At 32.0% G+C, this 15,886-nt stretch carries 14 protein-coding genes and 1 tRNA gene; 13 read left to right on the top strand and 2 right to left on the bottom strand.

All coding sequences use genetic code 11. The features are described 5' to 3' along the window. The first annotated feature begins 36 nt into the window (after positions 1-36). From G6N05_RS04280 to G6N05_RS04265, 4 genes are read left to right on the top strand one after another with little or no spacing between them, the layout of a single operon-like run. Complete coding sequence (locus tag G6N05_RS04280; protein WP_166125306.1) at positions 37-348, top strand: hypothetical protein; 312 nt, start codon at positions 37-39, stop codon at positions 346-348. Between the two features lie 27 nt (positions 349-375). Continuing rightward, positions 376-672 carry a DUF6804 family protein gene (locus G6N05_RS04275; protein ID WP_166125305.1) on the top strand — a complete coding sequence of 99 codons (297 nt, stop codon included), beginning with the start codon at positions 376-378 and terminating at the stop codon, positions 670-672. After that, positions 665-880, top strand: coding sequence for a hypothetical protein (locus G6N05_RS04270; RefSeq protein WP_166125304.1), 216 nt, complete (start codon positions 665-667; stop codon positions 878-880). The genes G6N05_RS04275 and G6N05_RS04270 overlap by 8 nt, the downstream gene beginning before the upstream one ends. Then, positions 868-1,668 carry an endonuclease/exonuclease/phosphatase family protein gene (locus G6N05_RS04265; protein WP_394351440.1) on the top strand — a complete coding sequence of 267 codons (801 nt, stop codon included), beginning with the start codon at positions 868-870 and terminating at the stop codon, positions 1,666-1,668. The genes G6N05_RS04270 and G6N05_RS04265 overlap by 13 nt, the downstream gene beginning before the upstream one ends. Positions 1,669-1,792: 124 nt before the next feature. Here G6N05_RS04265 and G6N05_RS04260 read toward each other — a convergent pair. Together G6N05_RS04260 and G6N05_RS04255 are read right to left on the bottom strand one after the other, a co-directional pair. Then, a tRNA-Val gene (locus G6N05_RS04260) sits at positions 1,793-1,870 on the bottom strand. Between the two features lie 79 nt (positions 1,871-1,949). Further along, a complete protein-coding gene (locus G6N05_RS04255; protein WP_166125302.1) occupies positions 1,950-2,336 on the bottom strand; it encodes a DUF4258 domain-containing protein in 387 nt (128 codons plus the stop codon). A gap of 271 nt (positions 2,337-2,607) precedes the next feature. Between G6N05_RS04255 and G6N05_RS04250 the strand changes: the two genes are divergently transcribed. The 9 genes from G6N05_RS04250 (at position 2,608) to acs (ending at position 15,815) form a co-directional block, all read left to right on the top strand. After that, positions 2,608-4,584: an alpha-ketoacid dehydrogenase subunit alpha/beta gene (locus G6N05_RS04250; RefSeq protein WP_166125301.1), complete on the top strand. Its 1,977-nt coding sequence runs from the start codon at positions 2,608-2,610 to the stop codon at positions 4,582-4,584. 170 nt (positions 4,585-4,754) lie between these two features. Then, on the top strand, positions 4,755-5,174 hold the full coding sequence (locus G6N05_RS04245) for a transposase-like zinc-binding domain-containing protein (RefSeq protein ID WP_091313709.1): 420 nt from the start codon (positions 4,755-4,757) through the stop codon (positions 5,172-5,174). Between the two features lie 95 nt (positions 5,175-5,269). Next, entirely contained in the window at positions 5,270-6,559 is a 1,290-nt protein-coding gene (locus G6N05_RS04240) for a hypothetical protein (protein ID WP_166125300.1), read from the top strand. Positions 6,560-6,588: 29 nt separating this feature from the next. Beyond that, on the top strand, positions 6,589-8,127 hold the full coding sequence (locus G6N05_RS04235; protein ID WP_166125299.1) for an MFS transporter: 1,539 nt from the start codon (positions 6,589-6,591) through the stop codon (positions 8,125-8,127). A 12-nt stretch (positions 8,128-8,139) separates the two neighbouring features. Next, positions 8,140-8,355, top strand: a complete 216-nt coding sequence (locus G6N05_RS04230) for a DUF6814 family protein (RefSeq protein WP_166125298.1) — start codon at positions 8,140-8,142, stop codon at positions 8,353-8,355. A 348-nt stretch (positions 8,356-8,703) separates the two neighbouring features. Beyond that, complete coding sequence (locus G6N05_RS04225; protein ID WP_166125297.1) at positions 8,704-11,400, top strand: ATP-binding protein; 2,697 nt, start codon at positions 8,704-8,706, stop codon at positions 11,398-11,400. Positions 11,401-11,402: 2 nt separating this feature from the next. Beyond that, entirely contained in the window at positions 11,403-11,762 is a 360-nt protein-coding gene (locus G6N05_RS04220; protein WP_166125296.1) for a response regulator transcription factor, read from the top strand. A gap of 153 nt (positions 11,763-11,915) precedes the next feature. Continuing rightward, complete coding sequence (locus G6N05_RS04215) at positions 11,916-13,820, top strand: propionyl-CoA synthetase (RefSeq protein ID WP_317167474.1); 1,905 nt, start codon at positions 11,916-11,918, stop codon at positions 13,818-13,820. Positions 13,821-13,907: 87 nt separating this feature from the next. After that, complete coding sequence (gene acs, locus G6N05_RS04210) at positions 13,908-15,815, top strand: acetate--CoA ligase (protein WP_166125294.1); 1,908 nt, start codon at positions 13,908-13,910, stop codon at positions 15,813-15,815. The last annotated feature ends 71 nt before the right edge of the window (positions 15,816-15,886 follow it).

Raw genomic sequence — 15,886 nt, 5'->3', positions numbered from 1 at the left:
TTATCTCAAATAAGTTTTAAAATGAAACAAATCATTATGAATAAGATGATACTTATTTTAATGTTTCTTTACTGTTCTTGTAAGAATAGTAATACTGCAGATTATGATAACTCTATTTTGATAGATTCAAGTTCAATTGTAGTGGACACTATTTCATCGAATAATATGAATTCAATGGATGACACGGTTGATAATCAATTAAAAAGAATGCTAGAAAATAGATTATCTTATGAAGAAGTCATGCAGTCAAATTCAGTTGAAGACTATGAAAATTTTATAGAACACAATCCACAACATGAAAAAATAGAAAATGTAAAAGCAAAATTGATTGAATTGAAGTTTAACTAAAAAATATAATAATAAAAATATAGGATAATGCAAGCAGTCATCAAAATAACCTTAGCCATTTTACTATTAGGCTGTTTAATACACTTTCCTTACGGATATTATCAATTTGTACGTTTTGTTGCTATGGTTGGGTTTGCTTATTTAGCTTTAGAAGCACATCAAAAGAACCAAAGTAAGCAAGTTTTTATCTATGTTGTATTAGCATTACTATTTCAACCATTAATTAAAATTGCTTTAGGTAGAACTATTTGGAATATTGTAGATGTATTGGTAGCCATCGGTTTATTAGTATCTTTGAAAATAAATCAGAAAACAAATGAATAAAATAGCATTATATGTTTTTTTAATTTTAGTAACAAGTTCCTTTAAATTAACAGAAAAAGAAGTATTTATCTGTGGTCCAAAAGGAGCCAAAAAATATCATTATTCTCAAAATTGTAGAGGTTTGTCACAGTGTGATCATAAAATATTTAAAGTAAAAGTTTCAGTAGCTGAAAATTATAATTTAACTCTATGTGGTTGGGAAGATTAATTATACTATTATTTTTATTTTCGTCTAATATTTTCTCCCAAGTCAAACTACTTTCTTGGAATGTAGAAAACCTTGGAAAATCAAAATCAGAGGCAAATATTACTTTTATTGCAAAAACAATTAAAGACTATGATGTTGTGGCTTTACAAGAAGTTGTAGCAGGTGAGGGTGGTGCACAAGCAGTTGCGAAATTAGCGGATGAACTAAACAGAAAAGGCTCCAAATGGGATTATATTATTAGCGATCCAACAAGTAGTAGTGCTTATAAAACTGAACGCTATGCTTTTTTATGGAAAACCAGTAAAGTTAACAAAATAGGAGAGGCTTGGCTAGAGAAAAAATTTAATTTAGAAATTGATAGAGAACCTTATTATTGTACATTTCAATACAATAATAAACAATTTACCATCGCGAATTTTCACGCTATTACTAAAAGTAAACAACCTGAAACAGAAATAAAATACTTTAAGTTATTACCTAATCAGTACCCTAATTTAAATTTACTTTTTGTTGGAGATTTTAATTGTCCACAATCTCATACTGTATTTAATCCATTAAAAAAAATGGGGTATAATTGTGTATTTACCAATCAAAAAACATCGTTGAAAAAAGAATGTATTGAAAACGTATGTCTAGCCTCAGAATTTGACAATATCTGGTACTTTTCTAATAAAATTTCTGTAAGTAATTCAAAAGTAATTCATTTTTACAACACATTTTCTTCACTAAAAGAAGCAAGAGAAATTTCGGATCATATACCAATTACAACAGAAATTCTTTGTAAATAAGTATCATAAGATCAATACAACTCCGTCGGTTTCTAAAATAATACATCGGGATGTCTGAATCAACTGAGTAATTTTTAAAAATTAGACATAAAAAAACTCCTTAATTTCTTAAGGAGTTAAATATTGGTGGGCAATGAGGGGTTCGAACCCCCGACCCCCTCGGTGTAAACGAGGTGCTCTGAACCAGCTGAGCTAATTGCCCCAATAAAATGCGCTACTTCCGTATTGCGAGTGCAAATATACACTCAATTTTTATATTTCCTAGTAAAAATATAAAATAATTAATTAAATTTTATTTCCTCCAAAACAACTTGATTCGTTTTGTTTATTATAGTAAATGTAACTTTTTTATTACCAGGTAATTGAGAATCTATAATATATTTCTTTCCATGTTTGTATGGAAGGTTACTTTTATCAAAATCTACATCTCCTCTAGAAATAGCAACATCAATTTCTTTAAGATTAGTTATTTTTTTAGCCAAAATGCTGTCCACGGCGGCAGAAGTTTTAAAAGGTTTACTTCTAATATCTTTAATAACTCTGCAATTTGGGAAATAACAAAAGGTAACTCCTCTTGATTCTGCTTTTGCTGATAAAAATTCTCCAACAAAATAAAATCCAATTAATAATCCAAATATATAAAAGGCTAATCTCCAACGTAATGTCATGGTACTATAAAATTAATTTTGGCAAAGATAGAAAAAGTTAGAAGTAGGGAGTTAGAACTTAGAAGTTTTTTATCAATTTTAACGTCAATTAAAGATTCAAATCTTAAATTTGTTTTTTTTACAGAAACATTTGTATTCAAATAATAGATAAAAAATTTGAGGGTTTTAAAAAGTGAAAAATAAATTCACTTTTTAGAAAAATAAAATCCTAACAAAATTCTTTTAAAATGTTATTTTTATTACTTTTGAACAAAATTTTACAACAACAATTATGACTTTTGAAAGACAGAATTTAACTAACGAAGAATTAATTCATTTATATAAAAAATTAGTAAAACCAAGACTAATTGAAGAGAAGATGTTGATCCTTTTACGTCAAGGTAAAGTATCAAAATGGTTCTCAGGTATTGGCCAGGAAGCTATTTCTGTTGGAATTACTTGTGCTTTGGATAAAGATGAATATATCTTACCAATGCACAGAAATTTAGGAGTTTTCACTTCTCGTGAAATTCCTTTACATCGTTTATTTTCGCAATGGCAAGGTAAAGCTACTGGTTTTACTAAAGGTCGCGATAGAAGTTTCCACTTCGGAACGCAAGAATATAAAATTATCGGAATGATTTCGCACTTAGGCCCACAATTAGGTGTTGCAGACGGAATCGCTTTAGCTAATAAATTAAAACAAAACGGAAAAGTAACGGCTGTTTTCACTGGTGAAGGCGCAACTTCTGAAGGTGATTTTCACGAAGCTTTAAACATTGCTTCAGTTTGGGATTTACCAGTTTTATTCGTAATTGAAAACAATGGTTATGGACTTTCAACGCCAACTAACGAACAATATCGTTGTGAAAACTTGGCAGATAAAGGTGTAGGTTACGGAATGGAAAGCCACATTATTGATGGAAATAATATTTTAGACGTTTACACGAAAATTACTGCTTTAAAAGCGTCAATGACTGAAAATCCTCGTCCTGTTTTACTAGAATTCAAAACGTTCAGAATGCGCGGACATGAAGAGGCGAGTGGTACAAAATATGTTCCTCAAGAATTAATGGACATGTGGGCGGAAAAAGATCCTATTGAAAACTTCAGAGTGTATTTAAAAGAAACAAGTGTTTTATCTGAAGAAGTAGATGATCAAATTCGTGCAGAAATTAAAGCTGAAATCGACGAGCATTGGGCAATTACACAAACTGCTCCAGAAGTTGTAGCCGATTTGCATGAAGAATTAAACGACGTTTACATGCCATATACGCATGAAGAATTTAATCATTCTGATGCGAAAGAAAATATTAGAGTGGTAGATGCGATTTCTCAATCCTTAAAACAATCTATGGAACGTCATGATAACTTAGTTATTATGGGTCAAGATATTGCTGAATATGGTGGTGCTTTCAAAATTACAGAAGGTTTCGTAGATGCTTTTGGTAAAGAAAGAGTTAGAAATACACCAATTTGTGAAAGTGCTGTAGTTTCAACAGGAATGGGATTATCTATAAACGGACATAAAGCCATTGTGGAAATGCAATTTGCCGATTTCGTTTCTACAGGTTTCAATCCAATCGTAAATTTATTAGCGAAACAACATTACCGTTGGAATGAAAAAGCTGATGTTGTAGTCCGTATGCCTTGTGGTGGTGGTACGCAAGCCGGACCTTTTCACTCTCAAACTAATGAGGCTTGGTTTACAAAAACACCAGGTTTAAAAGTAGTTTATCCAGCATTTCCATACGATGTGAAAGGTTTATTGAATACTGCAATTAATGATCCAAATCCAGTTATGTTTTTCGAACATAAACAATTATATAGAAGTGTGTATCAAGATGTACCAACAGATTATTACACCATTCCTTTCGGAAAAGCATCTTTAATTAAAGAAGGAAACGATGTAACAATTATTTCTTTCGGTGCTGGAGTACATTGGGCTTTAGATACTTTAGCTAAAAATCCAGAAATTTCTGCTGATTTATTAGATTTAAGAACGCTTCAACCTTTAGATACGGAATCAATTTTCGCATCGGTACAAAAAACAGGAAAATGTATCATTTTACAAGAAGACACTTTATTTGGTGGAATGTCTAGTGATATTTCTGCATTAATTATGGAAAACTGCTTCCAATATTTAGATGCTCCTGTGAAAAGAGTTGGTAGTTTAGAATCTCCAATTCCTTTCGTAAAAGCAATTGAAGATCAATATTTGCCAAAAGCACGTTTCGAAACAGATTTAAAAGAATTATTACAGTATTAGTAAAATTCTAATCCTATAAATTATTAAAAGCGCACTTGTTGCGCTTTTTTTGTGCTTTGTATAAATAATTGTGTGTTTTTTTAAGGGTAATGAAAATAAATAATGAATTTTTTGTGAATTCTATTTTTATTATCTTGCTAAATTAGTATATTTATGCAAAATTTATATATATGGAGATTTTAGCCTGCCCAAAATGTCAAAATAATCAGATAGTTAAGAGTGGAATTGTCAAAAATAGACAAAGATATTTGTGTAAATCTTGCAATTACTTCTTTAGTGTTAATAAATTAGGTAAGAAAATTGACGATTATTACGTAACAAAAGCACTTCAATTATATTTAGAAGGATTAAGTTTCAGAGAGATAGAACGTATTATCGGGGTTTCACATGTTTCAATTAGTAATTGGGTGAAAGAATTTAAAATCAAAAAACCTGAAAATTCTAATTATCATCCTACTTATAAAATTTTTAACCATCTTGAATTAGTAGAATTCCTTAAAAATAAAGATGTTTTGTCGGGTGCTGGAATGATTATTACAGAACTAGGCGATAAGTTTATGCTAATAAAATGGGAACGTTTCAAAGATTAACTATACTTGTTAACACATATATATATCAAAATTTTTTTCATGTGTTATTTTTTAGAATTTGGCTCCACTAAACAAATACTAATCAATATTTAATTATGAAAAAAATACTAACCTTATGTTGTTTTGCAGCCTCCTACTACGGCTTTTCGCAAACAACACCAGCGCCAGTAGTTGCACCAGTGGTTACAACTGCTACTACAGAAAAAGAATGGGACGTAAGCTGGTACGGCTTTATCAGAACGGATTACATTTGGGATACCCGAAAATCAGCACAAGTAAGAGAATACAATTTAAATTTATATCCTCTAGACGAAGTTTTAGATGTTAATGGAGCAGATTTAAATGACACAGGAGCTTCCAATTTTCTTTCAGTAGTTTCTCGTTTGGGAGCGAAAGTTAAAGGCCCAAATGTTTGGGGAGCTAAAATTTCAGGAACTTTAGAAGGTGATTTCTTCGGAAACACAGAATCTACAATTGGATTATTGCGATTAAGACATGCTCACGTAAATTTGGATTGGTCAAAAACGTCTTTATTAATGGGTCAAACTTGGTATCCAACTTTTATTCCAGAAGTATTTCCAGGTGTAGCCAATTTTAGCACAGGAATCTTATTTAACCCTTTCGGATGGGCTTCGCAAGTTAGATTAAAACAAAATTTCACAAAAGAATTCTCAGGAGCTATAACAGCTTACAAAGAAAGAGAATTTACTACTCAAACTGCCACAGGTGGAACTCAAAATTCAGCATCAATTAATTCATCAGTTCCAACAATTCACGGACAATTACAATTTAAAAACAAAAATTGGATTGCAGGTTTGGGAGCAGAATTTAAATCTTTACAACCTTTAACAGAATCAGGTGGAAAAGTTTCTAACGAAAAAGCAAACAGTACTTCTTTTGTGGGATATGCAAAATACTCAAACGATAAATTTTCTGTAAAAGCATATGGAATTACTGGAACTGATATGGCAAATTTAGTTATGTTAGGTGGATTTGTAGGCTATACACAAGCTGGACAAGTTGAAAAGTATGAATCATCAAAAACTACTGCTTATTGGATTGATATTGCTAGTAATAACAAAAAAGTAGCGCCAGGATTATTTTTTGGAATGACGACTAATGACGGAACTTCAAGAAATTTAGCAGCAGGTGAAACAGTTAAATATTACATGAGAGGCGTTGCAGGAACTAGAGTTGTAGAACAAGTAATGAGAGTTTCAGGAAGAGTAGATTTCAAACAAAATAAATTTAGAGTCACTCCAGAAATTGAATATACTGGAGCAACTTGGGGCGATTTAAACGCTAATGGTGACGGAACTGCAAATTTAAATAAAAAAGACGTTTCTAATATGAGATTTATGATTTCATGTGCCTATTCTTTCTAAAAATAAAACCAACTTAATAATTTATAAATATGAGCGATAAAAAAACAACAGGAATTTGGAAAGTTATTTCTGCTTCCTCAATGGGTACAATGATTGAATGGTACGATTTCTACATCTTTGGAAGTTTAGCCGTTGTAATTTCAACAAAATTTTTCCCATCAGATAATCCAACAGCAGCTTTCTTATCTACTTTAGCAACATTTGCTGCTGGTTTCGTAGTTCGTCCTTTCGGAGCTTTATTCTTCGGACGTTTAGGAGATATTATTGGACGTAAATATACGTTTATGGTAACACTGCTTTTAATGGGTGGAGCCACGTTCCTTATTGGATGTATTCCAAGTTATGAAACGATTGGTTTTATGGCACCTTTATTAGTTCTTGTACTTCGTTTATTACAAGGTTTAGCGCTTGGTGGTGAATATGGTGGCGCAGCAACTTATGTAGCTGAACACGCTCCAGCTGGCCAAAAAGGATATTGGACTTCATGGATTCAAACCACTGCTACTGTTGGTTTATTCATTTCATTAATGGTGATTTTAATTACAAAAAGCACTTTATCAAAAGAAGCTTTTGACGAGTGGGGTTGGAGAGTACCATTTTGGGTTTCTATCTTAATGGTTTTAGTTTCTTACATGATTCGTAAAAACATGCATGAATCTCCAGTTTTTGCAAAAGCAAAAGAAGAAGGAAAAACAAGTACAAATCCGTTAAAAGAAAGTTTCGGAAACAAATACAATTTAAAATTTGTATTATTAGCTTTATTTGGAGCTACAATGGGTCAAGGTGTTGTTTGGTATACAGGTCAATTTTACGCCATGAACTTCCTGAAAACTGTTATGAGTGTAGATTCTTCTCAAGTAGATATGCTTTTAGGAATTGCTTTAATTTTAGGTACACCTTTCTTTATTTTCTTCGGTTGGTTGAGTGATAAAATAGGTAGAAAATACATCATGATGGGTGGTATGTTAATTGCGATTTTATTATACAGACCTATTTACAAGCAAATGTATAAAACTACAGATTTAACTTTAAAAACTGAAGTTGTAGCGAATACAAAAGTAGTTCCATCAATGAAAGAAATTGATGCCACAAAAATGGATTCCATTTATACAACAACAAAAACATATACCGACGGAACTGCCGTTGAAGAAATTCAAACTAAACATTTCGAAGCAGGTAAAATAATGCTTGACGATAAAGGAAAAGATAAAATTGAAACAAAAGTTACGAAATCTATAAATAGTAGCGACAAGTGGATGCTAGTTTTCCTAGTGTTTATTCAGGTTATTTTTGTAACAATGGTGTATGGTCCAATCGCAGCTTTCTTAGTAGAAATGTTCCCAGTGAAAATTCGTTACACATCAATGTCGTTACCGTATCACGTTGGAAATGGTATTTTCGGTGGATTGCTACCAGCCATTTCAACTTATTTCGTAACTTCGGCTAAAGATGCTGGAAACCCAGAATTTTACTTAGAAGGACTTTGGTATCCAATCGGTATTGCAGCAGTTTGTTTCGTAATCGGAATGATTTACATTGACAGAAAAATTAATACTCTTCACGACTAAAAACATAAAAATATGAACGCAATAAAAAAATATTTAGGTATAGTTTGGATGGCTCTTTCCGCTGCCGTAGCCTATTATAGTTATGAAATTTTCGGAGGAAAATTTTCAACAGGAAAACAAGAAGATTTAGTTTTTGCAATTATTATTTTCTTCGTTTTATTACCTTTAATCGTTTCTGGATTAGCTATTTTCGGATGGTATTCATTTAAAAACGAATATGAAGATTAATTTGATTTAATTTATTTTTTGTTACTAAAAGCTCTTATTCATTTAAGAGCTTTTATGCATTTAAATCAGTAGTGTTTTAAAAACTTTATGTAAATTAGTCAAACCAATAATTTAGTTTATAAAATATAACTTAGCGCCTTAGTGCCTTTGCGGCAATTAATATGAAAAAAAGACACCAACAGAAATTAGTTATCGTTTCAATTGTATTGCTCATTTGTTTGAATATGCCAATTGTATTACTATTTGATTCTTCCAGAAATGTTTTTGGATTTCCAAGTAGTTATATTTTCATTTTTTCCACTTGGTTACTTTCTATTTTAGTTTCCTTATATATTATGATTCGATACAATGAATAGCGTTATTCTTCTTATAATTTTGTCCATCTATTTGGCCATTTTATTTTATATCGCACATTGGGCAGAAAAAAATAACAACAGCAAATGGACAAATAATCCTTACGTTTATACATTATCTTTAGCTGTTTATTGTACAGCTTGGACGTATTATGGTAGTGTCGGAGTAGCAGCTGATAGTGGCTTAAGTTTTCTTCCAATCTATTTAGGTCCAATAATTATTGCACCGTCTTGGATTTTAATTCTAAAGAAAATCATTAGAATTTCGCGAGTAAATAAAATTTCAAGTATAGCCGATTTTATCTCTTTACGATACGGAAATAGCCGTTTTTTAGGAGCAATTGTTACTGTAATTTGTTTAACAGGAATCATTCCTTACATTTCTTTACAACTAAAAGCCATTGCTGAAACGTTTCATATCGTAACAAAAACTCCAATCAATTCTCTAATTTTTGATGATACCACAACTTATGTGGCTGTTGCATTAGCTTTATTTGCGTCTTATTACGGAACACGTTATGTAGATGCTTCCGAAAAAAGAAAAGGAATCGTAACTGCCGTGGCAATGGAAAGTGTTTTAAAACTGGTTTTCTTCGTAATCATAGGCGTTTACGTAACATTTTTTGTCTTCGATGGTTTTGACGACATCTACCAAAAAGCAAGTTTATTAGAAAATTTCAAAGAAAAAAACACAATCGGTGGTTTGCCTCAAGCCATAAACTGGTTTCTACTTTGTGTGCTTTCTATGTTTGCTATATTTTTATTACCGAGACAATTTCAAGTTTCAGTTATAGAAAACAATCGCGAAAAGCACATTAATACAGCAGTTTGGTTGTTTCCTTTGTATTTGTTGATATTCAATATTTTCGTCTATCCAATAGCTTGGGGTGGAAATATTTTGTTCGACGGTCAAGATGTAAATTCCGATGTGTATTCTTTATTAATTCCACAATTATTCAATAATAGAATTTTAACGGTTTTGGTTTTTCTTGGCGGATTTTCAGCTGCGATTTCAATGATTGTGGTTTCGTCAATTGGACTTTCAACAATGGTAACTAACAATATATTAATTCCCTATAACTTACTTGGAAAACTAAAAAGTGCAGAAACAATTAGTAATAAAAGCATCTTGAACAGTAGAAAAATAGGCATCTTTTTGTTAATTATTCTTTCGTATTTCATTTACAGATATTTTGGATTAAATTATAATTTAGTTTCCATCGGAATGGTTGCTTTTGTTGTGATTTCACAGTTAGCACCTGCTTTTTTCGGAGCTTTATTTTGGAGAAGAGGCTCTCGTTTAGGTGCGATTTATAGTATAATTATCGGATTTATTTTTTGCTTGTTCACGTTGTTAATTCCATATAGTATCGGAATTACCAACAGTCAAAGCACCTTTATTTCTAACGGTTTTTTAAATATCGAATTATTAAAGCCTTTTCAATTATTCGGTTTAGATTATTTAGATCCAATTCCACACGCTTTATTTTGGAGTTTACTTTTCAATTCAGTTACGTATTTTGCTGTTTCTGTGAGTTTTAAAGGAAATTATCGAGAAAGAAATTATGCAGAAATGTTTGTAGATATCAACAAATACATCACCAATCACGAAAATGCATTTATCTGGAAAGGAACGGCTTACAGAAATGATATTGAGAAAGTATTAATTCGATTTTTAGGCGAAGAACGAACCAAACGCGCTATGAATATTTTCAACGTAAAATATAACGTTGATAAAAATATAGAATTGGCAGATGCCCGATTAATTAAGTTTTCCGAAAATTTATTAACCGGACATATTGGAACAGCTTCCGCGAGAATTTTAATTTCAAGTGTAGTTAAAGAAGAAAAAATTAGTTTACCAGAAGTATTAAAAATTTTAGAAGAATCGAAAGAAAACATAATTGTTAATAAAAAACTAACAGAAACCTCTAATGAATTAAAGGAAATCACAGCTAAATTACAAGATGCTAACGAGTCGTTAATGATAAAAGACCAGCAAAAAGACGAATTTTTAGACACCGTTACACACGAACTTCGAACGCCAATTACGGCTATTCGTGCTGCAAGTGAGATTTTACACGATGATGACGAAATTCCAGAGGAACTTAAAAAGCAATTTTTACAGAATATCATTTCAGAATCAGATCGATTAAATCGGTTAATTGATAAAATTCTCGATTTAGAAAAATTTGAAACGGGGAAACAAACCATTCATCCAACTCAAAATAATTTGGTTGTTACTATTGAAAAATCAATTGAACCTTTACAGCAATTAATTAAAAACAAGCACATTACGGTTCATATAGAAAGTAAATCAAAGGTAAATGCTTTTTATGATGAAGATAGAATTGTTCAAGTGATAACTAATTTATTATCAAATGCGATCAAGTTTTGCCCAGAAATTGACGGATTAATTACCATTCAAATCAAGGAAAAGAATAATTTTATTCATACTTTCGTGCAAGACAATGGAAAAGGAATCCATCCCGATGATTTTGAGGTTATTTTTGATAAGTTTTATCAATCTACCAATCAAAATATTAAGAAACCTGTTGGTAGCGGATTAGGATTAGCCATTTGCAAACAAATTATGGAATATCACAAAGGTAAAATTTGGGCAGAGCAAACCGTTAAAGGCGCTTGTATTGTTTTCACTTTACCAAAAAATAAGAATACAGAAACCGTATAATTATGAAGAAAATTTTAATTGTAGACGACGAACCAAACATAGTAATGTCATTGGAATATACTTTCAAAAAGAATAATTTTGAAGTGTTTATTGCACGTGATGGTCAGGAAGCATTGGATATTGTTAAAACGGATTTTCCAGATGTAATTATTTTAGATGTGATGATGCCAATGGTGGATGGGTATGCCACGTTAGAACAAATTCGAAAAGATGCTAATTTATCACATACTAAAGTGATTTTTCTTTCTGCAAAAAATAAGGCTAGCGATATAGAAAAAGGAATGGCTTTAGGTGCAGATGCGTATTTAACCAAACCCTTTTCCATTAAAAAAGTAGTGGAAACAGTTTTAGAACTCCTTTAAAATAAATAAATAGTTTCAAAAGGCTGAAGGATTTTTTCTTCAGCATTTTTTTTATGATTTTTCGATAAATTCATATATACCTTTTTAGCAAGTTTGTTTTCTTAGGCTTAATAATATTCGTTATATTTACGTTATTAATATGAAAATAAAGCAATAGAAATAATGAATTATCAAGAATTATATAACGAAAGCACGCAAAATCCTGAAAAGTTTTGGGCACAACAAGCCAATCAAATAGAATGGTATAAAAAACCTTCAAAAATTTTATCTACAGATGAAAATAACTATCCACTTTGGTTTGCGGATGGTGAAATTAATGCTTGTTATTTAGCTTTAGATAAACATATTCAAGATGGATTTGGAGAAAATATTGCTATAATATATGATTCACCAGTAACACAAACTGTTAAAAAGTATACATACAATGAAGTCAAAACGGAAGTGGCTAAATTAGCTGGTGGCATGTTGTCTTTAGGTTTGAAAAAAGGAAATACGGCTGTAATTTATATGCCAATGATTCCTCAAGCTGCTTTTGCGATGTTAGCTTGCGCTAGAATTGGAGTAACGCATTCAGTAGTTTTCGGTGGATTCGCACCACATGAATTAGCAATAAGACTTGACGATTGTAAACCTAAAGTAGTTATTACAGCGTCTTCTGGAATTGAAATCGACCGATTAATTGCTTACAAACCTTTAGTGGATGAAGCTGTCGAATTAGCGGAACATAAACCTAAAAAAGTTATCGTTTTAAATAGAAAATTGGGAGCCAGAATTCCCTTTAAAAAGTACGATGTTGATTATGATGCTTTAGTTTATGGTTCTGAAGAAGCACCTTGTGTTCCAGTAGAAGCCACTCATCCTTTATATGTTTTATATACTTCTGGTACGACTGGAAAACCAAAAGGAATTGTCAGAGATACAGGCGGTTATGCAACGGCACTTAAATATTCAATGCAATACATTTATGGTGTAAAACCTGATGAAGTTTTTTGGGCAGCGTCAGATGTTGGTTGGGTAGTTGGACATAGTTATATTGTTTACGGACCACTAATTAACAGAAATACAACTATAATTTTCGAAGGGAAACCAATCCGAACTCCTGATGCAAGTACATTTTGGAGAGTCATTGCTGAGCATAAAGTAAATGTGATGTTTACCGCTCCAACTGCTATTCGTGCCATCAAAAAAGAAGATCCAAACGGCGAATTTATCAAACAGTACGATTTATCAAGTTTAAGAACGCAATTTTTGGCCGGTGAACGTTGTGATATAGCAACTTTAGAATGGTATCAACAACATATTCCTGTTCCAGCCATCGATCATTGGTGGCAAACGGAATCTGGTTGGCCAATGATTGCAAACATGATGGGAGTGGAGTTTTTACCTATAAAACCTGGTTCTGCAGGAAAAGCTGTCACAGGTTATAACATTCAAATTTTTAATGAAAATGGAGAAGAATTAGGTCCGAATGAAGAAGGTTATGTAGTCATCAAATTACCATTACCTCCTGGAACGATGTTGGATTTATGGAAAGATAACGAACGATTCAAAGCAGGATATTTGAATAAATTTCCAGGTTATTATTTTTCTGGTGATGGCGGATTTAAAGATGATGAAGATTATATTTTTATAACAGGTAGGGTAGATGATGTAATCAATGTGGCGGGTCACCGATTATCCACTGCTGAAATGGAAGAAATTGTTTCTTCTCATCATTCCGTTGCAGAATGTGCTGTTATTGGTATTAATGATGAATTAAAAGGACAAATTCCTCTTGCGTTAGTGGTTATTAAATCTGGTGAAAACATGGAACATTTTCAATTGCAACACGAAGTTGTAAAATTAGTTCGTGAACAAATTGGCGCTGTAGCATCTTTACGTGATGTAATTATCGTTCAAAGATTACCAAAAACACGTTCCGGAAAAATTTTAAGAAAATTAATGCGAAGTATTGTAGATGGAGAAAATTTCCAAATCCCATCCACAATTGATGATGAAGCCATTATTGAGGAATTAAAAAACGATTTTATAAATGCCAAAATAGGATCTTTTAAATAAGTTAACTATACCTATTTAGCAAAAAAAATCTTTAACGCATGAATAGAATACTTATATTTACAGTATTAAACAGAAAATTATCGAAGAATGAGTTACTATAAAATCAAAGATTTAGAAAATTACTTCAAAATGTATAAAAAATCAGTACGCGAACCAAAAAAGTTTTGGGATCGTATTGCTGATGAAAATTTTACTTGGTATCAAAAATGGGATAAAGTTTTTGATGTTGACATGCAAGAAGCTAATTTTAAATGGTTTTTAAATGCAAAAGTAAACATCACTAAAAACTGTATCGACAGGCATTTAGCAAAACGTGGTGATAAAACTGCCATAATTTTTGAACCAAATGATCCAAAAGAAGAAGCATTACATATTTCTTATAACGAATTATACGAAAGAGTTGCTAAAATGGCGAATGTTCTTCGTGAACAAGGTATCAAAAAAGGCGACAGAGTTTGTATTTATTTACCAATGATTCCAGAACTAGCCGTATCAGTTTTGGCTTGTGCCCGAATTGGAGCCATACATTCTGTAGTTTTCGCAGGATTTTCAGCTTCAGCAGTTTCAGCAAGAATTAACGATTCGGAATGTAAAATGGTAATTACTTCTGATGGTGGATTTAGAGGAAATAAATCAGTAGATTTAAAAGGAATTGTCGATGAAGCTCTGGAAAAATGTCCTTGTGTAGAAACGGTTTTAGTCGCTAAAAGAACAAACACTGAAGTTACTATGAAAGATGGTCGTGACATTTGGTTACAACCTCTTTTAGATGAAGCTATTGGAAATAACGTTGCAGAAATAATGGATGCGGAAGATCCTTTATTTATTTTATATACTTCTGGTTCAACAGGAAAACCAAAAGGAATGTTACATACAACCGCTGGTTACATGGTTTACACAGCATATACATTCAAAAATGTTTTCAATTACGAAGAAAATGATGTGTTTTGGTGTACTGCCGATATTGGCTGGATTACCGGACATTCATATATTTTATACGGACCACTTTTAAACGGTGCTACAACTGTAATTTTTGAAGGCGTTCCTTCTTATCCAGATTTTAGCCGCTTTTGGGAAGTTATCGAAAAACATAAAGTGAATCAATTTTATACGGCTCCAACCGCAATTCGTGCTTTAGCCAAAGAAAGTATCGATTATGTACAACGATTTCAACTAGATTCTCTAAAAGTAATTGGATCCGTTGGAGAACCTATTAATGAAGAAGCTTGGCATTGGTACAACGATCACGTAGGAGGAAAGCGTTGTCCGTTAGTAGACACATGGTGGCAAACGGAAACAGGTGGAATTATGATTTCTCCAATTCCTTTCGTAACACCAACAAAACCAACTTATGCGTCTTTACCTTTACCAGGAATTCAACCCGTTTTAATGGACGAATTACGCAACGAAATTGAAGGCAATCAAGTTACAGGAAGTTTGTGTATCAAATTCCCTTGGCCATCAATGGCGAGAACCATTTGGGGAGATCACCAAAGATATAAAGAAACCTATTTTACAGCTTTCCCAGGGAAATTTTTCACAGGTGATGGCGCTTTACGCGATGAAGTAGGTTATTACCGAATTACAGGTAGAGTAGATGATGTAATTATTGTTTCTGGTCACAATTTAGGAACGGCTCCAATTGAAGATTCAATCAACGAACACCCAGCAGTTGCTGAAAGTGCTATTGTTGGTTTTCCTCATGATATTAAAGGAAACGCTTTATATGGTTTCGTAATTTTAAAAGAAACTGGAGAAGGAAGAGATAAAGACAATTTATCTAAAGAAATTAATCAATTGATTTCAGATCAAGTTGGACCAATTGCGAAATTAGACAAGATTCAATTTGTGTCTGGTTTACCAAAAACACGCTCTGGAAAGATTATGCGACGCATTCTAAGAAAAATTGCAGAAGGTGAAGTAGATAATTTCGGAGATATTTCAACTTTATTGAATCCAGAAATTGTAGAGGAAATTAAAAACGGAAAATTGTAATAAAACATTTTCTAAACATTATATTTTAGAGGCACAGTTTTTGTGCCTCTTTTTTTATTAAAATTATCCAA

Source organism: Flavobacterium bernardetii (assembly GCF_011305415.1).
Taxonomy (GTDB): domain Bacteria; phylum Bacteroidota; class Bacteroidia; order Flavobacteriales; family Flavobacteriaceae; genus Flavobacterium; species Flavobacterium bernardetii.
This window is presented reverse-complemented; position numbering and strand designations above follow the sequence as displayed.